Origin of the sequence: Mesorhizobium sp. NBSH29 (assembly GCF_015500055.1) — a bacterium.
Classification (GTDB): Bacteria; Pseudomonadota; Alphaproteobacteria; order Rhizobiales; family Rhizobiaceae; genus Neomesorhizobium.
In genome coordinates this window covers 1511473-1535946 of record NZ_CP045492.1, presented here as the reverse complement: position 1 = coordinate 1535946, position 24474 = coordinate 1511473, and the positions used below count along the sequence as shown (strand labels likewise).

Below are 24474 nucleotides of genomic sequence, written 5' to 3'. Positions count from 1 at the left end.
TCTCACATCAGCATTTCACGGATGGCCCTACTTTGAACCAGAGACTGCCCCCGCTCAACCCGCTGCGCGCCTTCGAGGCAACAGCGCGCAATCGCTCTCTGACCAAGGCTGCCAAGGAGCTTTTTGTTACGCACGGCGCCATCAGCCATCAGATCAAGGCGCTTGAGGCATCGTTGAAAGTTAAACTCTTCAACCGAGGCGGGCAGCGATTGACGCTGACCGAGCATGGCGCCGATCTGTTACCCTCAGTGACATCGGCCTTCGCGGAGATCGCGGCGGCCACCGCGCGAATGACCCGACCTGCAAAATCTGGGGCGCTGTCGATCACCTGTGTTTCCGCTCTGCTGTCGCTATGGCTGATGCCGAGGCTGGCGAGCTTTACTGCGCGCTATCCGGAAATCCGGCTGACGTTGAATGCCGCGAACGATCCTGCACTTATCCACACGCCTGATGTAGATATTGCAATTCTCTATGGTGACGGCAGCTGGACGGATTGCTGGTTGAAGCTTTGGTCGCATCTGGATCTCTTTCCGATCGCCAGTCCTTCGCTGGTCAACAATCGGCCTATCCGCACCGCGCGTGATCTTGCAGAACACACCATCTTGCATGGAGATGGGGGGCATGAGTGGCATATCTGGCTGACTGCAGCTGATGTGCATGGCCTCTCTGGCGTACAGCAGCACCATTTTTCCGATGCCCGACTTGCGATTGAAGCTGCCTTGCTTGGCCATGGAATTGCGCTGGGAGATACGCTGACAGCGGCAAATCTGTTGACCAAAGGTCAGGTGATAGTTCCGTTCCAACTTGCCGTGCCCGCAGTCGATGCTTTTTACGTCGCCTGTAGCAATGACCTTCGCTCCACGCCGGCTGTCGATGCCTTCATTGACTGGTTGTTTTCGAGCGTCGAGGAAGACGATGCTCGGGCCGAGCCACTGATTGCAGCCCGCCGCACTATCCGCCGCTCACCGCAGGGGGCGGAACGGACGTCAGGTTAGAGGACCACTACGCTTCCACCAGTGATCCGATGCGCCCTGATCGGTCCCACGCTTTCACTCATTGAGCAGACATTCATCTCGAGGGTTAACTATTCTCTTTGTCAGGAGGTGACCGAAGCCTCAAAACCCACTAGTCCAGTCTGGACTGGGGGGATGGCACACAGACAGGGGCCAGGAGGGGCATTGGCCAACACATATTTCGGCATTCAATATTTGCGCGGCATAGCGGCGCTGGCCGTCGTCATTTTTCATGCCAATGAGCGCAACGGGTATAATTTCGTCGTGGGCGCTGCCGGCGTCGACGTGTTCTTCGTCATCAGCGGCTTCATCATGTGGCTGATCGCCGGGCGAGAAGGATTGACCCCGCTTACATTCTTCATGGATCGGTTGACGCGCATCGCGCCCGCCTACTGGGTGGCCACGGCGGTGATGATCGTCGGCGCGCTTTTCGGTCTGCTTCCCAATATCGTGCTCACCTGGCAGCACATTGCCGGCTCTTTCCTGTTCATCCCACACTATTCGCCCGCCAAGGGGGAAATCTGGCCCGTTCTGGTGCAAGGCTGGACGCTGAACTATGAAATGTTCTTCTACGCGCTGTTTGCTGTAACGCTTTTCCTGCGCCGTGGGACACGCCTGCCGGTGCTGGCTGCTATGCTTGTCGTCCTGGTGTTCTGGGGCCACCTGTTCGAGCCGGATAATCCGATGCTGGCAACCTACAGCCGACCGATCATTCTGGAATTTCTGCTCGGCATCCTTATTGCACGCTGGTGGCTCTCGGAGGCCGTGAAACCTTCTGCTTCAGCCGGATTTGCTGCGTTTGCAGTCGCCGCAGGCGGATTTTGCCTGATCGCCCTTACCGGCAGCGCCTTCAGCGAAGTCGTTCATGGGCCACTGTCAGGACTCTTGCTTGTCAGCCTGCTCCTGATCGAACGGGCCGGACGGCTGCCCGTAAGCCGCGCGCTCGGCTATCTCGGGGACAGTTCCTATTCCATATATCTGTGGCACACGATGGGCATCGGCGCTGTCTTGAAAGCCTCCGAGACGTTCGGCCTGCCGAGCGCCTTATCCGTTGTGGTGGGCATCCTTGCGGGCGTCGCGCTCGGGGCGCTCGCCTATGAGCTGATCGAAAAGCCGGTTGCGCGTCTGCTGAAACGCCACCGCGGCTGGCCTTATCGCGGGCCTGTCGTGGAGACTGCACCTAAAGCTTAAGTTCCACCCAGGGCGGAGCATGGTCGCTGGCGTTGTCAAGCGCGCGCACATCCTTGTCGACGCTGGCATGTTTCAACTTCGGGCCAAGGTCGGGCGACAGCAGGATGTGGTCGAGCCGCATGCCTGCATTGCGCTGGAAGCGGTTTCGCCGGTAGTCCCAGAACGTATAGATTTCGTCGTTCGGGAAGAGTGTGCGCAGCGCGTCGGTCCAGCCCTGCTTCAAAAGTCGGGCGAAGGCGGCGCGGCTTTCGGGCTGCACCAGAGCATTGTCGTCGTAGGATTTTGTTGCATAGACATCGCGGGGCTCCGGTACGATGTTGTAATCGCCGGCCAGCACCACGGGCACACTGGCAGCCAGAAGCTCGGCGGCGTGCGCTTCGAAGCGGGCGTGCCAAGCGAGTTTGTAGTCGAACTTCGGGCCAGGCTGCGGGTTACCGTTCGGAGCGTACAGACAGCCTATGAGGATGCCGTTCACCGCCGCCTCAATGTAGCGTGCCTGGGTATCATCCGGATCACCCGGCAAGGTATCGCGCGTCATCACGGGGCTCGCGCCACGGGCAAGAATGGCAACCCCGTTCCAGGTGCGCTGGCCCCGCCATACCGCTCCGTAACCTGCCTGTTCCAGCGCAGCTCCCGGAAAGTTGGCGTCGGTCGCTTTCAACTCCTGCAGGCACACGACATCAGGCTTTGCCACGTCGAGCCAGGCCAAAAGAATATCGAGGCGGTTGTTGATGTTGTTGACGTTGAAGGTGGCGAGCTTCGTCACCGCACATGGACCCTACAGCGCGTCGGCGAAGTCGCGCACAGCGTGCGCTACTGTTTCCAGATGATTGGCTACGCTGAAGCCCGAAATACTTTTGCGCGGCTTCAAATCGTGGTCGCCATCCGGTAGCCAGAGAATTTTGATCCGGTCGGAAAGCGCATAGCCGACAACTTCATCACGGGTGCCGAATTCATCGCGGTCGCCCTGGCAGACCAGCGTCGGCGTGACGAGCTCTTCCAGATGCGCAGTGCGCAATTGCTGCGGCTTGGCTGGCGGGTGGAACGGGTAGCCGAAGCAGACGAGGCCGGCGATTTTCCCATCCTGGAAGAGAGTGTCGGCGGCCATGCTGGCGACACGTCCACCCATCGACTTGCCTCCGATGAGCAGTTTTTGGACTGCGCCCAGCGCTTCAATCGCGGCCACGAATTCAGGGATAAGCCTATCGGCGCGGGGCGGTGGTTTGCGCTGCCCTTCGCGCCGGGCGGCCATGTAGGCGAACTCGAAGCGGGCAACGCGAAAACCCTCTTCGCCCAGAACTTTTGCCAAGGCTGACATCGAGGCAGAATCCATCGGCGCGCCGGCGCCATGGGCAAGCAGAACAGTCGTTGCTGAAGCTGCATCGCCGTCAAACAGAAATTTTTCAGCGCTCATCAACCCGCCGTCCGCTGCGCTATTTGGAGATCGACAAACTGGATGCCGCGCGCAGCCGTGCGAGCCCAGTCAGAATTGCTGTCGAGCTCGAGATAGCGCACCCAATTGCTCCGTGCCGCCACAAGATTGCCGGCATCGAACTCCAACCCGGCAAGATTGAACACTGCATCGGCATAGGTCTTGTCGAGAGCTATCGCCTTTTCGAGGTAGCGGCGTGCTGAAGCCGACTTTTCGCTCTCGGTCATCAATCCGGCAAGATTGAACCAGGATTCGACAAAGGCAGGGTCTCGTTTGATGGCGCGGTGATAGTCGCTTGCGGCTTCGGCCATCCGCCCGGACTGACGCAGACAATTTGCGCGGTTGAATGCGGCGACAGCATCTGCCGGGTCAAGGTCGATGCAACGTTGATAGAGGTCCGCCGCATCGCCAAAGTTTCCCTCGGCCTCAGCCGTTTCAGCAGCAGAAAACCATTCCTCCAGATCGTCATCGCCGCTTGCGCCGAGCTCAAACAGAAGTTGTCCGTCCAGTTCGCTCAGACTCTCGCCGTGGCGCAGATAGATCGCCTCGCCGCGCTCGATGTGGAGCGATTTGGCGGTCAGTGAACCGACCGGGCCGAAGCGGTGCACCGAACGCGCAATTGCATCCCACGATGCACCGCCGGAGATCAGGCCGGCATATTTGCGCGCCAGGATCACATCCTTGAAGGAAAAGGGTTCGTTGGGATGCTCAAAAGCGTCAAACAGGGATAGCAGATCGACATTCTCCACGCTGAGACGCGACTGCTCTACCAGCGCCTGGCGGCTGAGATTTGCCGTCTCAGGCACGGTGATTAGTCCAAGCTGCTGGAGAAAAGCGTTTTCGCTCAAAAGCACTCGACTGGTTGCGCGCTCACGTGCGGCGCGCATGGCGATATCGGGGCCGTCGAGCTTTGCCAACAGGGTACGGCCAAAAACAAGATGCGTGGTTGCGCGGGTGGTGCCGCGAAGCAAATGGCCGTGCAGGCGCTTGACCTCGCGCGCGGCAAGCCTGCGTGGAAAGGCCGCCAACGCGCCTATGAGACCAAAATGCGTGCCGGCCAGCCCTGTCACTTCCTCGCCTTTGAGCCGCCCGCGGCGGCTTTGGCTGCCGGTTTGGCAGCTGCTGCTCCGCTCTTGGCTTTGCTCTTGCTCTCTGCCGGCGGTTTCGCCTGCGAGAGCGACGCCTTCAGCGCATCCATGAGATTGACCACATTGCCGCGTTCGGGCGCTGCAGCCACGATCGGCTTGTGGCCTTTCAGCTTCTCCTTGATCATGGTCATCAGAGCCGTTTCGTAGCGATCCTCGTAGAGTTTCGGATCGAAGTCGGTTTCCTTCTGCTTGATCAGGGCTTCGGCCAGCTGCAGCATTTCCTTGTCAGGTTCGCCGACCGGGATGTTGTCGAAATATTCGGCGGTGCCGCGCACCTCGTTGGGGTTGCGCAGCGTACAGACAAACATGCCTTTTTCACGCGCACCGATGGTGACTACCCGCTCGCGGCTGGACAGAACAAGGCGGGCAATCGCAAGCTTGCCAGATTTGCGCAATGCCTCGCGCAGCACCACAAAGGTCTCTTCCGCCATAGCTCCGTCGGGGGCGAGGTAATAGGGCGCATCCTGGTAGATCACGTCGACTGCTGCCTCATCGACAAATGCCTCGATGTTCATTGTGTGGTTGGATTCGATCCGTACCGCGTCGAGGTCTTCCTCGTCGATGATCACATATTGCTTGGGCTCGTACTCATAGCCCTTAACCAAATCAGAGCGTTCAACGAGGCCGAGTTCGGGATCGACCGGCTTCATGTTGATACGGTTGTGAGTCTCTTTGTGGAGCTGGTTGAAACTGATACGCTCACTCGCGCTGGTGGCCGGATAGAGCCGCACCGGGCAACTCACGAGGCTCAGTTTCAGATAGCCTTTCCAGCTTGCTCTTGGTGCCATGGATGTCTCCTACGCGGCAGATTTACTTCACTTTTGTCGATAGTAACGGCAATTCCCTTGCGAAATTATCAATGTCAGCCCAGGCGTCGCCTGATGCTGCCACAAGGCCCGGCAGTGAAGAATAATTCAAATCCTGCGGAGCGTCGATGGCTTCCAAATCAGACCATTGCAGCGGTGCGGACGCCGGCAGCCCAGTGCGGGCACGCAGGGTGTATGGCGCTGCCCAGGTGTGGCTGCGCGCATTGCGATGGAAGTCGACAAATATGCGCCGCTTGCGGTTGCTTGCGCCCATCACGGTGGTGAATGTGTCCGGCGCGGATGCAGTGAGGCGCGTGGCAATGACGCCTGTGGCCTCATGCGTTTTTTTCCAGTCGCGTTTGGGCGTCACCGGCACGACGACGTGAATGCCCTTGCCACCCGACGTCTTGACGAACGGGACAAGGCCCAGCGCTTCAAGTTCTCCACGGATATGAACCGCTGCCTCGACGATCTCGCGCCATTCGATGCCTTCACCAGGGTCGAGATCAAAGACGACACGATCCGGCTTTTCCAGCCGCGCGCGGTTGGTTCCCCATATGTGGTATTCCACGACGCCAAACTGGGCCATCGCAAGATAGGCCTTGGCGTCCTCGACGGCCAGATAGTTTTTCTCCTCGCCCTCCGAGTTCTCTACCTTGAAAGTAGCGACCGAGGCCGGCATGCCAGTAAACGCGTGGCGCTGGAAGAAGCAGTCCTCAGGCTTGCCGGTCGGACAGCGCACCAGAGAGACCGGCCTGCCCATAATGTGTGGAAGCATAAAATCGCCGATTGAACCGTAGTATACGGCGATGTCGAGTTTGGTCGGGCCAGAGCGTCCGAAGAGCCGTCGAGTCGGGTTGGTGACCCAGACCGTGGCTAGATCCGCCTCGGAGATTAGTCGCTTGCGCGCTGTAGTAGCAGTTGCAGCCAGTTCAGCTTCGCGCAGGCCCTTGAAGACACCGTGGCGGATCGAGCCGTCGGAGGTGAGATTGGAATAATGGATGTGGGCCGAAAGCACCGGGCGCACCCAGATCACATCCTTGCCGCCACCGGGCAACGGTTCAGCCCCATCGGCCAGAGGCGAGAGCTTTTCGTGCAGGCGCTTCAGCGTCGCGGCATCAAATCCGGTGCCGACCTTGCCGCGATAGATCAGTTCGCCATCGACCCATTCGCCCATTGCAAGCGCTGCGAGCCCCTCGGCAGCATAGGAGATGGTGTAACCGGCGATAACGAAGTCCGTAGCCGTCTTCGCCTTGGTCTTTGTCCAGGTTCTTGACCGTCCGCTCTGGTAGGCGGCGTCGGCGCGTTTGGAGACAATACCCTCCAACCCAAGCTCGGCGGCATGTTCATAAAGGGCCGTGCCGTCGCCGGTGATATGGTCTGACAACTGGATCGCCGAGCGGCCGGTCAGATGGCCGGAAAGCAGGGTAGCCAGCATCTGTTTGCGGTCCTTCAGCTCTACCCCGCTCAGATCGAAGCCGTTCAGATGAACAAGGTCGAAAGCGTAAAACACGAGCCGGTTTCCTGCACCATCGGACAGCGCCTGCTGGAGCAGCGAGAAGCGGCTGATGCCCTTGTCATCAAGCGCGACGATCTCCCCGTCGATGGCAGCTTCGTTTGCACCAAGCTCTGCAAAGGCGCCCGCGAGGTCGCCATAGCGCTTTGTCCAGTCCAGTCCCGCGCGGGTGATGAGCTGCGTGTCGCGCCCCTTGACCATGGCCATCGTGCGGTAGCCGTCGAATTTAACTTCGTGCAGCCAGGTGTCGCCCGTATCGCCGCCCGGCGGTGTCGACGCCGCTGTCGCCAGTTGCGGAGGTATCCGCGCTGGTAAGGACGCAGCAACCGCACCCTCCAGCCGGTCTGGCCGCAGGGTTATCTTTCTGCGTTTGGGTGGCGGCTTTGCCGGGGCTGCAAGGTCCTCGATAAGCTGTCCGGATTTTACGCTTTCGGGGCGCGTGGCAAGAATGTCGGTTGTGGTGTCCGCCGAGGCATCACGCTCTTTAAACAGCAGCCAGTTGTGCTTGCCTGTTTCACCAGGCTTCGGTTTTAGCCGGGTCAGCATCCAGCCGCCATTCAGCTTCTCGCCAGCCAGACGAAACTTGAAGGCGCCGCGCTCAAGGCTTGTTTCGGCATCCTCCATCGGTGCCCAGGTGCCGTGATCCCAGACGATCATCTGCCCGCCGCCATACTCGTCTTCGGGGATCACCCCTTCGAAGTCGATATAGTCGAGGGGATGGTCTTCAGTTTCCACCGCCAGCCGCTTGTCGGCGGGGTTGAGCGATGGACCTTTGGGAACTGCCCAGCTTTTCAGGATGCCCTGATGCTCAAGGCGTAAATCATAGTGGTCGGCGGTGGCGTGATGCTTGTGGACGACATAGCGGTTGCCTTCGCTCGACAGATCCTGCCCGACCGGCTCGCCGGTTTTCGAAAAGTCGCGTTTGGCGCGATACTTGGTGAGCTTGGAGGCAACCATTGGCGCGATGATGACCCGCTTCCCAGGTATGATGCAATTGCCATTTCGCCCGTAGCTTGATGCCACCAGCGCACCACAACGCTATTGACCGCGAGAGGTTTCCTCGATCAACGTGATTTTCTGCCAGATTTTTCGTGACAGGTTGGAGCCCAGCCCCTCAACGCTGTTGACCGCATCGATGACCACCCCGTCATTCACCGATTGTGCGAAGAGCGCGGCGAGCTTGCCGGTGATCGACAGCATTTCCGAGCAATAATCCAGATATCGGGCAAGGTCAGCGCTGTTGGTAATACGTTCCGGCGAATTCTTTGTAGGCGTGAACGCATCCGACAAAGTGCCCGGATCCTTGGTCAGCTGGTGCATGTCAATGACATGTATCAGCGAACGCAATCCGTGCAGTTCCTTGAACACCCGCTGGCGTTTGATCCGCTCTTCAGCGCGCACCAGTGCCAGGAAGCCGAGGCTGGCAAGGATCACCGTGTTCAGCGATGCCTCGATGCCCTGCACGAAGTCGAATGCGCCGGTGGAAATGCGGTCGAAGGTCAAAAGCGTGCCGACAAACAGGAAAATTCCACCTCCTGCCAATATGGCAAGAGCGATCAGAACCCGCAGCCACCAGATCGGTGTCTCCATTGCCTTGGACGAGGCGGCCGTGTCTTCGGCGAGGTCGACCAGTTCCCTGGCGACTTTGCTCAATCCCGATTTCGGGAAGCGCTCGGACACCCGCTTTTCGAGCTGCTTTGTCGTATCGATAATGCGCGCAGGGCTCAAAGCCCTGTAATGCATGATTTTTTCGCCGGGGCTTTCCGACACCATCACGTACTCGGCGGTGTCGGTGCGTTGGTCGTCGGCCCATATTTGTTCGGGCCCGGGGTGCCTGGGAAAAAGCACAAGATTAGAAAAGCCGCGATCGACACCATCGGGACAAACAACAGCAGCGCAAGTAGTCCCGGTCGACCGAGATCATGAAGTCGCTTTGCTGCCAGAACCAGGTTCGACCACAGCGAAGCGAAAAAAACGACCCCGAAAATGGACGCCCACATTTGCGCCTGCGCGCTATCCTCGGGCACCAGCACGAAGCGGTAGAGCGGCAATGCCTGTGCGATGGCGAGCAGCAGGCCCGCAAGGAAATAAGCCGCGCGGCTGACGCGGCCCGACGTGCTGAAAAACAGCCAAATTAATTGCTTACTGTCCGGCAAGAGTGTCCTGTCCATACTGGTTGGCGCCTTCGGTGCCTTTCAGGATGCCAAGTTCGACCAGCATCCATACAGCGCCAATGATCGGAACGAACCCGATCAACGACCACCATCCTGATTTGTCGCGGTCATGCCAGCGTTTGGCATAGAGCGCAATGGCGGGATAGATGCAGACGAGCATTGCAAGACCGCTTACCAATCCAATGCCGCTGCCGGCGCTGTGAGTGCCCAGCACGCCGTCGAGAATTTGTGCTACAACCGAGATTGCGATCAAAACGCCGACGCCGATCCAGAACGGCTGGCGGCTTATGCGCCCTTCAAAGCTGGTGAACAGATATTTCCAGTCCATTGGTACCCCCCCCTCATTCATCCGGCGCGACGCGGCGGATTTCGAAAGGTGCTACCGTTTGGTGCAAAGATCAATCGCGCAACAACTCATTGATCGAGGTTTTCGACCGGGTTTTTGCGTCGACACGCTTGACGATGACCGCGCAATAGAGGCTTGGGCCGCCCTTGTCGCTGGCTGGCGGCATGGTTCCTGCCACCACCACCGAATGCGGCGGCACTTCGCCGTAGAAGACCTCGCCGGTGGCACGGTCGACGATCTTGGTCGACTGACCGATGAACACGCCCATGCCGAGCACCGAGCCTTCGCGCACGATGCAGCCTTCGACCACTTCGGAGCGAGCGCCAATGAAGCAATTGTCCTCGATGATGGTCGGGCCGGCCTGCATCGGTTCCAGTACGCCACCAATGCCGACGCCGCCGGACAGATGCACATTTTTGCCAATCTGCGCGCAGGAGCCAACCGATGCCCAGGTGTCGACCATCGTGCCTTCATCGACATAGGCGCCAAGATTGACGAAAGAGGGCATCAGCACGACGTTTTTGGCGATATAGGCCGAGCGGCGCGCGATAGCACCAGGAACGGCGCGAAAGCCGGCGTTTTCAAAATCGACGGCGCTCCACCCGGAGAATTTAGAAGGCACCTTGTCCCACCAGGATGCGCCGCCCGGTGCGCCCTCCACCAGTTCCATCGGGTTGAGGCGGAAGGACAGCAGCACCGCCTTCTTCAGCCACTGGTTGACGTGCCATTTTCCATCTGCGTCGCGCTCGGCAACTCGCTTTTGGCCTCGGTCGAGAAGATCAAGAGCGGTCTCGATTGCCTCGCGGACTGCGCCTCGCGTAGAAGTAGAAATGCCATCGCGTTCCTCGAATGCCTTTTCGATGGTCGTTTCAAGGCTGGCCAGATCGGTCATGGGCATGGCAAAGGGGCTCCGCTACACGTGCTGTTAAGGCGCGATGCCTTAGGCTGAATGGAAATCGCGCGGACCCTATGTCAGTGTCGGATAGGGGTCAATCGCAGCATGCGCCATCAGACGGCGCATGAGGATAGATAGAACGGAAGAGTGCATGAACCCGATGGAAAAAAACGGTTGGTCGCCGCTGCCTCACTCGCATGAAGATCTGGAGCGGACCCGCAAACAGCCGGATACGCCGCAGACGCGCGCGCCAACCTATCAGCTCGCGTGGACCGACGAGGAATTTATGACGCGGCGCGAGCTGCGTGCCGTCCGGTTGCAGCTTGAGCTGCTGAAGCCCGAAATGATTTTGGCCGAGCGCGGCATCCGCTCTACGGTGGTGATGTTCGGCGGCGCCCGCCTGCCCGAACCCGGCGGCGAGGCTTGGGCGGCCAAAAACGAGGTGCAGAAGAAAAACCTCGAGGCCAACAGCAAATACTACCAGGAAGCCCGCAATTTTGCTCAGCTCTGCTCAAAACAGTCGGCTATCTCGAACTATGAGGAGTTCGTCGTCGTCACCGGTGGCGGACCGGGCGTGATGGAAGCTGGAAATCGTGGCGCTGCCGATGTCGATGCGCCGTCGATCGGGCTTAACATCGTGTTGCCGCATGAACAGGCGCCGAACATCTATGTGACGCCGGAACTGTGTTTCAACTTCCACTATTTCGCCATCCGCAAGATGCACTTTGTCATGCGGGCCAAGGCAGTCGCGGTGTTTCCGGGTGGCTTTGGCACGATGGACGAGTTTTTCGAGACGCTGACGCTGATCCAGACCGGGCGCATGGAGCGCGTGCCGATCATCTTGTTTGGCAAGGAATTCTGGCAGAAGGCGATCAATCTCGATTATCTGGCAGAGCAAGGCACCATCTCGCCGGGCGATCAGGATATTATTGAATATGCCGATACCGCCGACGAAGCCTGGGACATCATCAGCCGCTTCTACGAGCTTTGATGCCGCAGCGACGGCCTCTGGAACGGCTTGAGCGTTTGGGATAACGCTTGAGCATGAAGATGCGGCATCAGGAATCTGGCTGGTTTGCAGCGTTGCGGCGGGACCGCGCGCTGTTCGCGCTCGTCGCCTCGTTCCTGCTCGTTTCCCATCTTTTCCAACCGCTCTCACAGGCGCACGCTGCAGCGGGACCGCAAGGTTGGGTTATCTGCACTTCCTACGGGATGGAGATGCCGACCGGTCATGGTCTGCCTGAGGATATGGCCGATAGCTGCCCGCTCTGCCTTGGCGCTACGAGCCTCGCCTTTGCCAAGCTCGGGCTTCCCGCGCTCCTGCCTGAACTTCCGTCGCCTCCTGCACGCGTTCTGGCGTCCGGCCCGACCTCCCCACAAACTTTGCCGCCGGTTCCCGACGGACCGCCGCCGGCTATCCGGGCCCCTCCCTTCACCGCCTGATGAAGACCCGCCACCTATGTGGCCATCCTCGTTTCAGACGCTTAAAGGAATTTTCCATGCGCACGTTTTTAAAGACCACCGTTCTTGCCGGCCTGATGGCCATAGCCACACTCACCCAGGCGACCGCCGCCGGTAGCCACGATGCCCACGCGGTTCATGGCGCGATGGATGCCGGCACCATGGCCGACACCGTCACAGCAGGCGATCTCTCGGTCAGCCATGGCTGGGCGCGCGCCATGCTGCCGGGCCAACCCGCAGGCGGTGCCTATCTCATCATCTCCAATACCGGCAAGGATGCAGACCGACTAACCGGTGTCATGTCGCCCAGTGCCGGTAAGGTAGAGATCCACTCGATGGAGATGACCAACGATGTGATGGTCATGCGCCCGATTTTGGGCGGTCTGGAAATCCCGGCCGGCGGCACTGTCGAACTGAAGCCTGGCGGAATGCACATCATGTTCATGGCGGTCACATCGCCGTTCAAGACCGGCGATACCGTCCGGATGACGCTGGAGTTCGAAAAGGCCGGCAAGGTCGAGGTGACGCTTCCGGTCAACGATCCGATGAAAGCCAAGAACGGCGGCTGACCCGGAACGTCATAGCATCACAAGCGTTCCCTCCTGAGGATCTGGCGCAATCCGCAGCGCGTCAGATCCTTTGTCGCCGTATTCCGGTCCGAAAGATTGATTAGTGTCGCCGGAAGTGCAGTCGAAAGGAGCCGCCAGTGTCTACCCCCGATGACGAGATCATGCAGCGCCAGCAGGCCGCCGATCTTGGCCATGAGACTATAAGCCACGCCTCATCTGATCGCAGCACTGCCGAGACTGACGCCGCACGCCGCAAGGCTGCCGAAAAGGCCAGGGAACTTGCTCCGGGCAAACGCCGCCGGCAGTTTATCCTCGCAGAGCGTTGATCTGATCCAAAAATGAGGCCAGGTCGTCGGTGACGAAATCAACATCGTCGTCATACTTCTGGTCGCGTTCCCATATCTCCGAGAATGTCGGCTCAAAATTGTTCGGGACGATCAGCACCGTTGTCATGCCCAGCGCTTTAGGTACGCTTAGATTACGCGCCAAATCCTCGAACATGGCAGCATTTTTGCCAACTACCTTGTTCAGTGACATGAACCTGTCATAGGTGGCCTGTGCTGGTTTTGGCGTCAGACCAGCGGCAACAATATCGAAAATATCGTCGAAATGATCGAGAATGCCAAGCTGACGCGCTGTGCGTTCGGCGTGTCCGCGGTCACCATTGGTAAAGATGAATTTTCGCCCCGGCAGCGTCCTGATAGCATTGCCCAGAACTGGGTCCGGCGACAGCCAGGAATAGTCGATGTCGTGGACTTTCTGGAGAAAATCATCCGGATCTATCTCATGGCGCTCCATCAATCCATTCAGCGTGGTGCCATATTCCAGATACAGTTCCTTTTGCAGCTTGCGCGCCTCATCGTGCGGCAGTTGCAGGAGCGTCGATACATAGGCCGTCATCTTCACATCTATCTGCGAAAACAGATTGGAATGGTGCGGATAGAGCGTGTTGTCGAGATCAAACACCCAGTCGGTGACATGGGCAAAGCGGGATGCATCGGGTGTATCGGTCATACCTTCCTATGGCAGCGGCACCAGCTGACGGCAATGAAATTCGATTTCGTGAAAACGCCATGATTGCCCAGTTGGTTGAGTCCATCAGAGGGGCATCATGATTCTAAAGAAGGTTTTGGCGTGGCTGTGTGTTGTGCCCGCGCATCTTCCGACCGGCGCGCATGCCCAGCCGGCAGCCAGTTTCGAGGCATCCTGTTCGGAGCTTCGCGTTGCGCTTACCCGGCTTGGCGCCTCCAACGATGACTATGTAGTGATCAGCGTGGCTGGGAAACTGCGCGGAGCGGAGCATGACGGAGCGCTCGGCTACATGCTGATGTGCGACGCACCTGACCCACAGATTGTATGCATCACCTATGAAATCAATGATTACAAAGCTGGCGATTCAGTCATTCTCAGCGGCACGCTTAACCAGGTCGACGAGGATCATATCGCACTCGACCCCTGCCTTCATGATCCGCATGAGTAGCCCCTCACAGAAGCTCACTGGCCTCATCCACGCAAGGGCCTGCGCCTTGCATTGAGAGGTGTGGCGGCTCACAAGGCGGCCATCATGGAATTGTGGATCCCGATCACCATCGCTGCCGCCTTCCTGCAGAACCTGCGGTCGGTTGGCCAGAAGCACCTCAAGGGCGTCATGGGCACCACCGGCGCCACCTTTGTGCGCTTCGGGTTCGGGCTGCCGTTCGCGTTGCTATTTCTGCTGGGTCTGCACTTTGTGGCGGAATATCCGTTCCCGCCGATCCATGCGCAGTTCCTCGGCTGGATCGTGCTGGGGGGGCTCGGTCAGATCGCCGCACAGTTCCTTCTCATTTATCTGTTCTCGTTCCGTAACTTCGCGGTCGGCACCGCCTATTCCCGCACCGAGCCGGCGCAAGCGGCGATTTTTGGTCTGATTCTTCTCGGAGAAGTCGCAGGCGGTGGTGCGCTGATCGCCATTGCCGTCACAGTGGTCGGTGTGATGCTGATCTCCGTCGCCCGCACCCCGATGAGTTGGCGCAACCTGTTGGCATCGCTCATCAGTCGGACGGCGCTAATCGGCCTGGCTTCGGGCACGCTGTTCGGCATCACGGCTGTTGCCTATCGCGCCGCGTCGCTGTCGCTTGGCGGCCCGAACTTCCTGATGCAGGCGGCAACGACCCTTGCCGTCACCATCACTTTCCAGACCGCGATCATGCTGGTCTGGATGCTGTGGAGTGACCCGGGCCAGATGGCCCGCATCGGGGCTGCATGGAAGCCGTCGCTGTTTGTCGGGTTCGTCGGTGCGGCCGCCTCGCTCGGCTGGTTCACCGCCATGACCCTGCAGCAGGCGTCGGTGGTCAAGGCGCTGGCGCAGATCGAGATGATCTTCACCTTCGCCTCCTCGGTGTTCTTTTTTCGCGAACACATCAACCGGATAGAGACAATTGGCTGCGTATTGATTGTCTGCGGCATCCTCCTGTTGCTGGTCGTGAACTGACGTCAACCACTCGTAAACCTTACGGTACAAGTGGCATGGAAATCGCGGGGAACGGATTATAGGGGCATCGGGAGGATGGGTCGTGTGCCTTCATGGAACGGTACGCGCTTTGGTTGAAGCAGGATCGCCAACAATGACGCGCAGAACAAGCATCGCCCTCACCCGTCGAGGCTTCCTCGAAGCCCTCGCCTCTGTTTCCACGCTGGCCCTGCTAACAAGGTACAGTTCGGTGCCGCGCTCCGAATTCGTTGAAATCGACGGCTGGATCCTTAAGCGGAGTGATCTGGCATGATTTTTCAGAGCTTCAAGGATTACAAATCTTCGGCCTTCGAGCCAAAAGTCCTGGTCATCGGTTCCGGTCCGGCTGGCGTCACCATTGCGCGAAAATTGGGCAAAGCCGGCATTCCGGTCGTGATTTTCGAGGCCGGTTCCGACGAATGGACCGAAGAATCGCAGGATTTCTATCGCGGCAGAACCATTGGTGATCCCTATTTCGATCTGGAGATTTCGCGGCTGCGTTATCTTGGCGGCTCCTCGAACCACTGGGCGGGGTGGTGCCGGGTGATGGACGCTCATGATTTTGCAGCAAAGCCTTGGGCCCCAGACACCGGCTGGCCGATCGGGCGGGACGACATCGAGCCTTATCTGGACGAGGTCCACGATATTCTCGACCTTGACCCATTCCGGGCCGATGTGCCGATTTCGGACGACATTCGCTGGGTCCAGCTAATCAAGAGCCCGGCCGTCCGGTTTGGCGAAAAGTTCCGCGACGAACTCGACCAGAGCCAAAACATAGCTGTGGTGCTAAATACCTATGTGACCGAACTACACGGAGACGGCAGCAAGGTCACCGGCGCAAAACTTTGGGCTGACGGTGTTGATGCAGGGTCGGTGGAGGCGGAATTTTACATTCCCTGCACCGGCGGGTTGGAAAACTCACGCCTACTGTTGTGGTCGAACGCGCGCTCCAGTGGCGGGGTAGTACCGCAGCCGGCGGCACTTGGACGCTACTGGATGGAGCATCCGCAATTCGAGGGCGGTGATGCCATTCTGGCCGATTACAGCGAGTTCGAGACTGACGACACCAACGAGGTGTTTTTCTCGCCCTCGCCCGAAGCCATGGCCGAGCGCAAGATCCTGAATTTTGGTGTTCGTCTGATCGAGACGCCTTACCATGGCTACAAGCAGATGGTTGCCAACCTTGCCTGCAAGGCACCTGACACTGCCGAATGGGTGGCCGCAAAGCTTGGCCAAAACCTGCGCTGCGCAGCGCAGCTCTATGTTGGTTGGGAGCAGGCGCCGCTGGCCTCCAACCACATCCAGCTGTCGGCCTCCGAGCTTGACCATGCGGGCGTGCCGCGCATTGAGCTTCACTGGAAAAAATCGGAGCTGGAACACCGTACTCTTCTGGAAGGGCTCAGACTTTTCGGTGAGACTTTTGCCGCAAAAAATTACGGGCGCGTGCGCATCGCAGACTGGGTCACCAAGGGTGAAGATTATCCCGTTGACCAGGAATTGGCGGGACACCACCACATGGGCGGAACGCGGATGAGCATTGACCCGCAAAAGGGCATCGTCGATGCCAACTGCAAAGTTCACGGCATGTCAAACCTCTATATTGGCGGCTCGTCAGTGTTTGCAACATCGGGCCAATGCAACCCGACAACAACGATCACGGCACTTTCATGCCGCCTTGGCGATCATCTTAGTCGTGGCATCCTGGCCGGTCGTTTCAATGAGAAAGCAGGGTAGCGTTCGCTCCCTCACCTACGGCACGATCAGCGTGCCGGCGCCATGCTCGGTAAAGAGTTCGAGCAGCACCGAATGCGGTGTCTTGCCGTTGAGGATAACGACACCCTCGACGCCGCGCTCGATTGCCTCGATGCAGGTTTCAACCTTGGGAATCATGCCGCCAGATACGGTGCCGTCGGCGATCAGCGACCTGGCTTCGGCCACTGTAAGCTGGTCGATCAGTTTTTTGTCCCGGTCCAGAACGCCGGGGACATCTGTGAGGAACAGGAGCCGCGTCGCCTGCACTGCACCGGCGATGGCTCCCGCAAAAGTGTCGGCGTTGATGTTGTAGGTGTGGCCGTCACGGCCCGGTGCCACAGGCGCCAGCACCGGAATCATCTCGGAGCGGGCAAGCAGGTCGAGCAGTGTGCGGTCGACCTCGACAGGTTCGCCGACGAAGCCGAGATCCAGCACGCGCTCGATGTTGGAGTCCGGGTCCTTGACGACCTTGTGCGCCTTTTCGGCAAACACCATGTTGCCGTCCTTGCCGCACAGGCCGATCGCCCATTCTCCCTCGGCATTGATCAGCGCCACGATCTCCTTGTTGATCGAGCCGGCCAGAACCATCTCGACAATCTCGACCGTCTTGGCGTCGGTGACGCGCAGACCGCCTTCGAACTTCGATTCAATACCCATGCGCGCCAGCATGGCCGCAATCTGCGGGCCGCCGCCATGGACAACGATCGGATTGACGCCAGACTGCTTGAGAAGTGCGATGTCACGGGCAAAGGCCTGACCAAGGGCTGCATCCCCCATCGCGTGGCCGCCATATTTCACCACGACCGTCTTGTTCTCGTAGCGCTGCATGTAGGGCAGCGCCCGCGACAGCAAGTCAGCCTGCATTTCGGCGGTCGCGGCGATGTCTTTGTCTGTCATGATTGTTCCTGCGGCAGGGATGGGCGGTGTATTAACCGCAAAGATCGTGACGGGCAAATGATATACGACGTCCGTTTTGTTTGGCGGTCGCAAGCGCTGGCGGGACGCGGATAGCGCGCCGAAAAGTTGCCGTTGCAAAAAACCTGCCGCGCCCTAGTTTGGCGGGATGACTCCTCATGACATTACCAAGCTGATTGTTCGGGTCTCGATGAAAGATCGAGGGGCCTTCGACACGCTTTACCAGCAAACCAATGCGAAACTATTTGGCGTGTGCCTTCGTGTCTTGAATGATCGCCCAGATGCCGAGGAAGCATTACAGGAAGTGTTCGTAAAAATATGGACAAAGGCCGACAGATTTGCGATTTCCGAATTGAGCCCAATTTCGTGGCTGGTGGCAGTTGCGCGCAATCATGCCATAGATCGCATTCGTGCCCGGCGCCAATCGGCGGCCAACATCGATACCGCGCTGGATATCGCCGATCCGTCTCCGGACCCCGAAGCGATGGCGGTTGCGGGCGGTGAGAATGAGCGTATCTACCGCTGTCTTGGCGAATTGGAAGCCGACCGGGCAGCAGCCGTGCGCAGTGCCTACCTCGCGGGCGAAAGCTATGCAGAACTTGCCGAGCGCCACGGCGTGCCGCTCAACACGATGCGAACCTGGCTGCGCCGCAGCCTGATGAAACTTAGGGAGTGTCTGGAGCGATGAGCGCCGCAGACCATGGGAATGGACCAGAGCATGAGGGTGACCAGATGATGGCCGCCGAGTACGTGCTCGGCGTTCTGTCTTTAAGTGACCGCACGATAGCCAGTCTGCGCGCCGACACCGAGCCGGCTTTTGCGCGCTTGGTTGACCAATGGGAAACGCACTTCTCACCAATAGCGGGCGGATATGATCCGATCGATCCGCCGCTATCTGTCAAGCAGAAGATTGACCGGCGGCTCTTCGGCACTGCCGGCAGTGCGGCATCGGAAGGCCACAACTGGTGGAATAGCCTTACGCTTTGGCGCGCTATGACTGGTGGTGCTTTGACCGCATTGGTGCTGCTCATCGCGGTGCCGTACCTTACACGCCCTGCCGAATATCGTCTTGTCGCATCATTGGCTGCGGAGACTAGCGATGTTCGATACCTCGCGGTGTTTGACGGAGGGCGCGGCGAAGTAGGTCTCTCGCATATTTCCGGAGAACGCGAGACCGGCCAGGATTTTGAATTGTGGGTTATCGAGCCGGATAAGAGCCCGGTTTCGATGGGTGTTGTTCCGGGTGGTGCTACTGTGCGCATCGAACTCTCTGATGAGTTGCGCCGGATGCTCGCCGCTGGTGCAACACTGGCAATCACGCTCGAACCCGACGGTGGGTCGCCCAGCGGCAAACCGACAGGCCCGGTCGTAGCAGCTGGCAATCTTCTGGATATCTGATCACGCTTTCGTGATGCTGAAACTCTCCGTTGCAGCGCTCCGTAACTCTGCTCAGTTCCCACCGATAGGGAACCCAACAACAGGGAGTTTCAATCCATGCGTAAATTCACCACCGCTCTTCTCGCCGGCGCTGTCGCGTTTTCCGCCCTCGCTTCGGTTGCTTACGCCGAAAATCCAATGGTCGGCGGCGCTGCCATGTTTGCCGACAAGAACATTGTCGAGAACGCTGTAAACTCGAAGGATCATACGACGCTGGTCGCTGCCGTAAAGGCTGCCGGCCTGGTCGAAACGCTGCAGGGCGAAGGCCCATTCACCGTTCTCGCGCCAACTAACGCTGCATTCGATGCGCTGCCAGCCGGCACAGTCGATACCCTTTTGAAGCCTGAGAACAAGGATCAGCTGACCAAGGTACTCACCTGCCACGTCATTGGCGCAAAGGCGATGTCGGATGCGATCACCAAGATGGTCACCGATGATGGTGGCATGCATGAAGCCAAGACCGTTGGTGGTTGCGTCCTAAAGCTGAAGTCGGATGGCGGCAAGGTCACAGTTACCGATGAAAACGGCAATGTGGCTAATGTCACTATTGCCGATGTCGAACAGTCGAATGGCGTCATCCACGTCATCGACAAGGTCCTTTTGCCGAAGTCATAAGCCGTCGCAGGCTGACATAGCACAGGTACTTTCCCCTCATCGTACTCGTGCTTGTGAATTGCCCCGCCCCTGTGGCGGGGTGATTTGCGTTTGGGGGACAGGTTCGCGTTCGGTTTGCGGGGTCGACCAGTCATCCTGTCACGTTGTCGTGAGTGTGAAACTGGAATGCACATGACGCCGTAACTCCTCTGACTCTCCAAGAGGGAGCAATCAATCAGGAGCCAAACCCATGCGCAAATTCACATCCACACTTCTCGCCGGCGCCATCGCATTTTCTGCAATGGCCGGTGTCGCCTACGCCAAAAACCCTATGGTTGGCGGCGCTGCCATGTTCGCAAACAAGAACATCATTGAAAATGCTGTGAACTCCAAGGATCACACCACATTGGTGGCTGCAGTCAAGGCTGCGGGTCTCGTCAAAACCCTTCAGGGCAAAGGACCGTTCACTGTGCTTGCTCCGACCAACAAGGCCTTCGCGGCTCTTCCGAAGGGCACTGTCGAGACCCTGTTGAAGCCCGAAAACAAGGCCCAGTTGACCAAGATCCTCACTTGCCACGTCATTCCTGCAAAGGCGATGTCGGCGGCGATAAACAAGATGGTCATGGATGATGGCGGCTCGCACAAGGTGAAGACGGTGGGTGGCTGCGTTCTGACCCTGAAGACCAAGGGCAAGAAGGTCACTGTGACGGATGAAACCGGTGGCGTTGCAACCGTGACGATTGCCGACGTCCAGCAGTCCAATGGTGTCATCCACGTCATCAACAAGGTACTTCTTCCAAAGTAAAACCCTTCTGGCTCTCACCCTGCTCAGGTGGGTGAGAGCCAGATAACCGGCTCCTCAATCGGAGTTGATTTCACCGTGAACCCGGCTTCGGCTATGTTCTGGAAAAGGAGACTACCCATGAAGCGTCGTGACTTTTTATTCACCAGCGCAGCTGCCATTGCTGCGCTTGCAGGGTTTGCAGCTCTGCGCAAGACGGGCATTGGCATGGGGCAGGCCCAGGCATCGGGCTTTGAAATCACCAAAACGGAGGCTGAGTGGAGAGCTATTCTTTCCGAAGCGCAGTTTGCGGTTCTTCGTGAGGAAGATACCGAACGTCCAAACAGCAGCCCTCTCAACACCGAAAAGCGCAAAGGCGTGTTTCATTGTGCCGGTTGCGACCTCGCGGCCTATTCCTCGGAAGTGAAGTTTGATTCAGGGACTGGATGGCCGAGCTTTTGGCAATCGCTTCCCAACTCAATCGGCACTAAGGAAGATGATACGCTTTTCACCACTCGTACAGAGGCACATTGCCGTCGATGCGGCGGACATTTCGGGCACATCTTTGATGATGGTCCCAAGCCCACCGGCAAACGCCATTGCCTGAACGGCGTGGCTCTCACATTCAAACCATCGGCCGCCTGAACAAAAAAAGCCGGAGCAATGCTCCGGCCTTTCATCGTGTGGATGTCGGTCAGCCGCCGCGAGCGGCCAATGCGATGGCGTCGCGCAGTTCATCCATACCCTCGCCTTTTTCAGAAGAAGTCGCGATAACAAATGGGAAAGCTGCGGCGCGCCTGCGGATTTTCTCAAGTGTCTCTTCAATCAAGCGCGGCACGCCAGCTTCCTTGATCTTGTCGGTCTTGGTCAAAACGATCTGGTAGGACACCGCCGCTTTATCCAGCAGACCAAGCACCTCCTCGTCATTCTTCTTCAGGCCATGGCGGGAATCAATCAGAACATAGACGCGTTTCAGCGTCACGCGGCCTTTCAGGTAGTCGAACACAAGTTTGGTCCACTCATCGACCTTTTCCTTGGGCGCGGTGGCGTAGCCGTAGCCGGGCATATCGACCAGCGCCATGGGCGGCATGTCGTCGGCGTCGCCGGAATAACCATCCGGCACAAAATAGTTGAGCTCCTGCGTACGGCCCGGTGTGTTGGATGTTCGCGCCAGACCCTTCTGGCCGACCAGAGCATTGATCAGCGACGATTTTCCGACGTTGGAGCGGCCGGCAAAGGCGATTTCCGGTGGGCCTTCGGGCGGCAGGAATTTCATGGCCGGAACGCCGCGGATAAAGGTCCACGTATTGAGAAAAAGGGCGGCGTGAATGGCGGAAATATCGGTCAAACGGGCTGCTCCAGCGCGGATAGGTCTGCGCCACGGATGGCGTTAAGGTTGCGGCTGATCTTGTCCACCGGCCAGTTCCACCAGGCAATGGCGACGAGCCGGCGCACCGTTTCGGCGTCAAAACGCGTCTTAACCACCTTTGCGGCATTGCCTGCCACAATCGCATAGGCCGGCACGTCGTGGGTTACAACCGATTTCGCTGCCACGATGGCGCCGTCACCTATAGTGATGCCGGGCATGATCACCGCATCCATGCCGATCCACACATCATTACCAATCACCGTGTCGCCACGCACCTCGTCGGCCCAGGTTTTGGGGTCAAAGCCTTCTTCCCAGCCGGCGCCGAAAATATTGAACGGATAGGTCGAAAAGCCCGACATCGCATGGTTGGCACCATTCATGATGAAGCGCGCCCCTTCGGCGATAGCGCAGAACTTTCCGATTACCAGCCTATCGCCGATGAAGGGATAGTGGTGCAAAACGCAGCGCTCGGCAAATTTGTCCGGCCCTTCGGGGTCGTCGTAATACGTGAATTCGCCGATCTCGATATTCGGCGCATCGACCAGCGGCTTCAGGAAGCCGACACGCTTGTGCATCGGCAGCGGATGTTTGATCTCGGGGTTCGGGCCAGTCATGGCACTCTCCATATCCAATCGCGACCGAGCAAGGATAGCCCGCAAAAGCGGTCATTTCGACCCGCAAAAAACCCCGCACGGGGCGGGGCTTTAATTTCAGGCGGCAAACCTGTCCAGGCCTGCCGGCAAGCACAACTATTCGGCGGGCGTAGGCTTTTTCTTGAACAGCCCGATCAGATTGTCCCACAGCTCTATCTTGGCGCCTTGGCGCTTCATGATGACGCCCTGCTGGAGGATCGACAGCGAGTTGTTCCACGCCCAATAGATCACCAGACCGGCGGGAAATGAGCCCATCATGAAGGTGAACACCAGCGGCATCCAGTTGAAGATCATCGCCTGGGTCGGGTCTGGCGGCGTCGGGTTCATGCGCATCTGCAAGAACATGGTGATGCCCATGATGACCGCCCAGACGCCGAGATGCGGCAAGAAGGCTGGCGGCGTGAATGGCAACAGGCCGAACAGGTTAAACAGCGACGTCGGGTCTGGCGCAGCCAGGTCGTGGATCCACCCAAAGAAAGGCGCATGGCGCATTTCGATGGTGACGTAGAGCACCTTGTAGAGCGCGAAGAAAACCGGGATCTGTATCAGGATTGGCCAACAGCCTGCCAGCGGATTGATCTTCTCCTGCTTATAGAGCTCCATCATTGCCTGCTGCTGCTTCATCTTGTCGTCCGCGTATTTCTCGCGGATCTCCAACATGGCAGGCTGAACCTTCTTCATATTCGCCATCGACGCGTAGGACTTGTTGGCCAGCGGGAAGAATACGGCCTTGACGACAACGGTGGTGGCAAGGATAGCCAGACCAAAATTGCCGAGGAAGCGATAGAGCGTATCGATCAGCCAGAACATCGGCTTGGTGATGAAATAGAACCAGCCCCAATCGATCATCAGGTCGAACTGACGGATGTTGAGTTCGGTCTCATAGGTCTGGATCTTGCCGACTTCCTTGGCGCCAGCAAAGACGCGGGTTTCAAGCGTTGTCGGTTGTCCCGGCGAAACTGTGAAGGCGTCGGATAGATAATCCGACTGATAGCGCGGGCGGCCATCGGCAAAATAGGCATAGCGCGGCTGGAACTCGCGCCCGGTAGGCGCCAGAGCCACGGCCCAATATTTGTCGGTGATACCAAGCCAGCCGTCTTTGGACTTGCCGGGCTTTATCTCCTTGTCTTCCTCGATCTTGGTGTACTTAATCTCTTCGAGACCCTCTTCACCGGTCACGCCGATCAGGCCTTCATGCAGCACGTAGGTGCTGGCATGTTCAGGCTTGTCGAAGCGCGTCACGCGGCCATAGTTCATCAGGGAGACCGGCGCGGCGCCTGCATTGGTCACTGTGTCGGTGATGGTGAACATATAGTCCTGGTCGACCGCGATGGTGCGGTTAAAGGTCAGACCTTTTTCATTGGTGAAGGTCAGCGTCACGGGCGCGGAATCCGTCAGCTTGCCATTGCCCTGCGCGGTCCAGACGGTGGCCGGACCGGGCACCGTGCCGGTCTGTTCGTTGCCTACGAAACCAATTTCAGCATATTGGCCATTGGGCAGGCCGGCCGGGTTGAGGAGCTCGATATTGGGCGAATCCTTGTCGACCGTCAGGCGGTAATCTTTAAGCCGCACGTCATCGATACGGGCGCCGGTCAGGTTGATTGATCCGGCAAGACGGGGCGTATCGATGCTCACACGCCCTGTCTGCGCCAAAGTTGCCTCACGGCTGGCGGCTGGAACACCGTCGGTTCCGGGTACGCCCGCCGCCGAGCCTGGTACACCGCCCAGCGGAGTAGGCAGGGCAGATCCTGGAATGGCTGCACCCTCACCTGTCGACGTTGCCGCCTTGGTCTGCGCCTCGACACGCTGCGCTGCAATCTCGGCTGCCTGGCGCTGCTGTTCCATGCGGGGGTTCATGTAGAACACCTGCCAGAGCGTCAAAATACCTATCGAAAGAGCAATGGTAATGAGGAAGTTGCGGTTGTTTTCCATCA

Annotated in this window: 29 protein-coding genes; 15 read left to right on the top strand and 14 right to left on the bottom strand. The window is 58.6% G+C overall.

Features of this window, described 5'->3' with window-relative positions:
• Positions 1-32: 32 nt before the first annotated feature.
• Both gcvA and GA830_RS07660 read left to right on the top strand, forming a co-directional pair.
• Positions 33-995 carry a transcriptional regulator GcvA gene (gene gcvA, locus GA830_RS07665; RefSeq protein ID WP_195164454.1) on the top strand — a complete coding sequence of 321 codons (963 nt, stop codon included), beginning with the start codon at positions 33-35 and terminating at the stop codon, positions 993-995.
• A 153-nt stretch (positions 996-1148) separates the two neighbouring features.
• Positions 1149-2204 (top strand): acyltransferase family protein, encoded by a 1056-nt coding sequence (locus GA830_RS07660; RefSeq protein ID WP_195164453.1) that lies wholly within the window; start codon positions 1149-1151, stop codon positions 2202-2204.
• Here the strand turns inward: GA830_RS07660 and GA830_RS07655 are convergent.
• The 9 genes from GA830_RS07655 to dapD all read right to left on the bottom strand — a co-directional run bounded on the left by GA830_RS07655 (position 2194) and on the right by dapD (position 10524).
• A complete protein-coding gene (locus GA830_RS07655) occupies positions 2194-2970 on the bottom strand; it encodes an exodeoxyribonuclease III (RefSeq protein WP_195164452.1) in 777 nt (258 codons plus the stop codon). The two genes, GA830_RS07660 and GA830_RS07655, sit on opposite strands and share 11 nt — an antisense overlap.
• A 12-nt stretch (positions 2971-2982) precedes the next feature.
• On the bottom strand, positions 2983-3618 hold the full coding sequence (locus tag GA830_RS07650; RefSeq protein WP_195164451.1) for an alpha/beta hydrolase family protein: 636 nt from the start codon (positions 3616-3618) through the stop codon (positions 2983-2985).
• Positions 3618-4706, bottom strand: coding sequence for a tetratricopeptide repeat protein (locus tag GA830_RS07645; RefSeq protein ID WP_195164450.1), 1089 nt, complete (start codon positions 4704-4706; stop codon positions 3618-3620). Before GA830_RS07645 ends, GA830_RS07650 begins: the two co-directional genes overlap by 1 nt.
• Positions 4703-5572 (bottom strand): non-homologous end joining protein Ku, encoded by an 870-nt coding sequence (ku, locus tag GA830_RS07640; protein WP_195164449.1) that lies wholly within the window; start codon positions 5570-5572, stop codon positions 4703-4705. Before ku ends, GA830_RS07645 begins: the two co-directional genes overlap by 4 nt.
• Before the next feature lie 22 nt (positions 5573-5594).
• Positions 5595-8063, bottom strand: coding sequence for a DNA ligase D (gene ligD, locus GA830_RS07635; protein ID WP_195164835.1), 2469 nt, complete (start codon positions 8061-8063; stop codon positions 5595-5597).
• A gap of 81 nt (positions 8064-8144) precedes the next feature.
• Positions 8145-8849 (bottom strand): hypothetical protein, encoded by a 705-nt coding sequence (locus tag GA830_RS07630; RefSeq protein WP_195164448.1) that lies wholly within the window; start codon positions 8847-8849, stop codon positions 8145-8147.
• A gap of 29 nt (positions 8850-8878) precedes the next feature.
• On the bottom strand, positions 8879-9262 hold the full coding sequence (locus GA830_RS07625) for a DUF805 domain-containing protein (protein WP_258045596.1): 384 nt from the start codon (positions 9260-9262) through the stop codon (positions 8879-8881).
• Positions 9249-9608, bottom strand: a complete 360-nt coding sequence (locus tag GA830_RS07620) for a DUF805 domain-containing protein (RefSeq protein WP_195164446.1) — start codon at positions 9606-9608, stop codon at positions 9249-9251. Before GA830_RS07620 ends, GA830_RS07625 begins: the two co-directional genes overlap by 14 nt.
• 70 nt (positions 9609-9678) lie before the next feature.
• Positions 9679-10524 carry a 2,3,4,5-tetrahydropyridine-2,6-dicarboxylate N-succinyltransferase gene (dapD, locus tag GA830_RS07615; RefSeq protein WP_195164445.1) on the bottom strand — a complete coding sequence of 282 codons (846 nt, stop codon included), beginning with the start codon at positions 10522-10524 and terminating at the stop codon, positions 9679-9681.
• A 148-nt stretch (positions 10525-10672) separates the two neighbouring features.
• Here dapD and GA830_RS07610 point away from each other — a divergent pair, with 148 nt between their 5' ends.
• The 4 genes from GA830_RS07610 (at position 10673) to GA830_RS07595 (ending at position 12877) form a co-directional block, all read left to right on the top strand.
• Positions 10673-11512 (top strand): LOG family protein, encoded by an 840-nt coding sequence (locus GA830_RS07610; RefSeq protein ID WP_195164444.1) that lies wholly within the window; start codon positions 10673-10675, stop codon positions 11510-11512.
• 53 nt (positions 11513-11565) lie between these two features.
• Positions 11566-11964, top strand: coding sequence for a DUF2946 family protein (locus GA830_RS07605; RefSeq protein WP_258045656.1), 399 nt, complete (start codon positions 11566-11568; stop codon positions 11962-11964).
• A 56-nt stretch (positions 11965-12020) separates the two neighbouring features.
• Complete coding sequence (locus GA830_RS07600; protein WP_258045595.1) at positions 12021-12551, top strand: copper chaperone PCu(A)C; 531 nt, start codon at positions 12021-12023, stop codon at positions 12549-12551.
• A 137-nt stretch (positions 12552-12688) separates the two neighbouring features.
• The gene (locus tag GA830_RS07595; protein ID WP_195164441.1) at positions 12689-12877 is read left to right on the top strand and encodes a hypothetical protein; all 189 of its coding nucleotides are present in this window, start codon (positions 12689-12691) and stop codon (positions 12875-12877) included.
• Here the strand turns inward: GA830_RS07595 and GA830_RS07590 are convergent.
• On the bottom strand, positions 12858-13565 hold the full coding sequence (locus GA830_RS07590) for a pyrimidine 5'-nucleotidase (RefSeq protein WP_195164440.1): 708 nt from the start codon (positions 13563-13565) through the stop codon (positions 12858-12860). The two genes, GA830_RS07595 and GA830_RS07590, sit on opposite strands and share 20 nt — an antisense overlap.
• A gap of 97 nt (positions 13566-13662) precedes the next feature.
• Here GA830_RS07590 and GA830_RS07585 point away from each other — a divergent pair, with 97 nt between their 5' ends.
• The 4 genes from GA830_RS07585 (at position 13663) to GA830_RS07570 (ending at position 16773) form a co-directional block, all read left to right on the top strand.
• Positions 13663-14031 (top strand): hypothetical protein, encoded by a 369-nt coding sequence (locus GA830_RS07585; RefSeq protein ID WP_195164439.1) that lies wholly within the window; start codon positions 13663-13665, stop codon positions 14029-14031.
• 84 nt (positions 14032-14115) lie between these two features.
• Positions 14116-15021 (top strand): DMT family transporter, encoded by a 906-nt coding sequence (locus GA830_RS07580; protein ID WP_195164438.1) that lies wholly within the window; start codon positions 14116-14118, stop codon positions 15019-15021.
• 133 nt (positions 15022-15154) lie between these two features.
• On the top strand, positions 15155-15313 hold the full coding sequence (locus tag GA830_RS07575) for a hypothetical protein (RefSeq protein ID WP_195164437.1): 159 nt from the start codon (positions 15155-15157) through the stop codon (positions 15311-15313).
• Complete coding sequence (locus tag GA830_RS07570) at positions 15310-16773, top strand: GMC oxidoreductase (protein ID WP_195164436.1); 1464 nt, start codon at positions 15310-15312, stop codon at positions 16771-16773. Before GA830_RS07575 ends, GA830_RS07570 begins: the two co-directional genes overlap by 4 nt.
• Before the next feature lie 15 nt (positions 16774-16788).
• Here the strand turns inward: GA830_RS07570 and argB are convergent, their stop codons facing one another.
• On the bottom strand, positions 16789-17688 hold the full coding sequence (gene argB, locus GA830_RS07565) for an acetylglutamate kinase (RefSeq protein WP_195164435.1): 900 nt from the start codon (positions 17686-17688) through the stop codon (positions 16789-16791).
• A gap of 166 nt (positions 17689-17854) precedes the next feature.
• On the opposite strand from argB, the gene GA830_RS07560 reads away from it, so the two are divergent.
• From GA830_RS07560 to msrB, 5 genes are all read left to right on the top strand, one after another.
• Entirely contained in the window at positions 17855-18394 is a 540-nt protein-coding gene (locus tag GA830_RS07560; RefSeq protein ID WP_195164434.1) for a sigma-70 family RNA polymerase sigma factor, read from the top strand.
• On the top strand, positions 18391-19104 hold the full coding sequence (locus tag GA830_RS07555) for an anti-sigma factor (RefSeq protein WP_195164433.1): 714 nt from the start codon (positions 18391-18393) through the stop codon (positions 19102-19104). Before GA830_RS07560 ends, GA830_RS07555 begins: the two co-directional genes overlap by 4 nt.
• 96 nt (positions 19105-19200) lie before the next feature.
• On the top strand, positions 19201-19758 hold the full coding sequence (locus tag GA830_RS07550; protein ID WP_195164432.1) for a fasciclin domain-containing protein: 558 nt from the start codon (positions 19201-19203) through the stop codon (positions 19756-19758).
• Positions 19759-19987: 229 nt separating this feature from the next.
• Entirely contained in the window at positions 19988-20542 is a 555-nt protein-coding gene (locus GA830_RS07545; RefSeq protein ID WP_195164431.1) for a fasciclin domain-containing protein, read from the top strand.
• A gap of 117 nt (positions 20543-20659) precedes the next feature.
• A complete protein-coding gene (gene msrB / locus GA830_RS07540; RefSeq protein WP_195164430.1) occupies positions 20660-21163 on the top strand; it encodes a peptide-methionine (R)-S-oxide reductase MsrB in 504 nt (167 codons plus the stop codon).
• 49 nt (positions 21164-21212) lie between these two features.
• Here msrB and yihA read toward each other — a convergent pair whose 3' ends face one another.
• The 3 genes from yihA to yidC form a co-directional block, all read right to left on the bottom strand.
• Positions 21213-21866, bottom strand: a complete 654-nt coding sequence (gene yihA / locus GA830_RS07535) for a ribosome biogenesis GTP-binding protein YihA/YsxC (RefSeq protein WP_195164429.1) — start codon at positions 21864-21866, stop codon at positions 21213-21215.
• Positions 21863-22501 carry a CatB-related O-acetyltransferase gene (locus tag GA830_RS07530; RefSeq protein WP_195164428.1) on the bottom strand — a complete coding sequence of 213 codons (639 nt, stop codon included), beginning with the start codon at positions 22499-22501 and terminating at the stop codon, positions 21863-21865. The genes yihA and GA830_RS07530 overlap by 4 nt, the downstream gene beginning before the upstream one ends.
• A gap of 135 nt (positions 22502-22636) precedes the next feature.
• The gene (gene yidC, locus GA830_RS07525) at positions 22637-24472 is read right to left on the bottom strand and encodes a membrane protein insertase YidC (protein ID WP_195164834.1); all 1836 of its coding nucleotides are present in this window, start codon (positions 24470-24472) and stop codon (positions 22637-22639) included.
• Between the last annotated feature and the right edge of the window lie 2 nt (positions 24473-24474).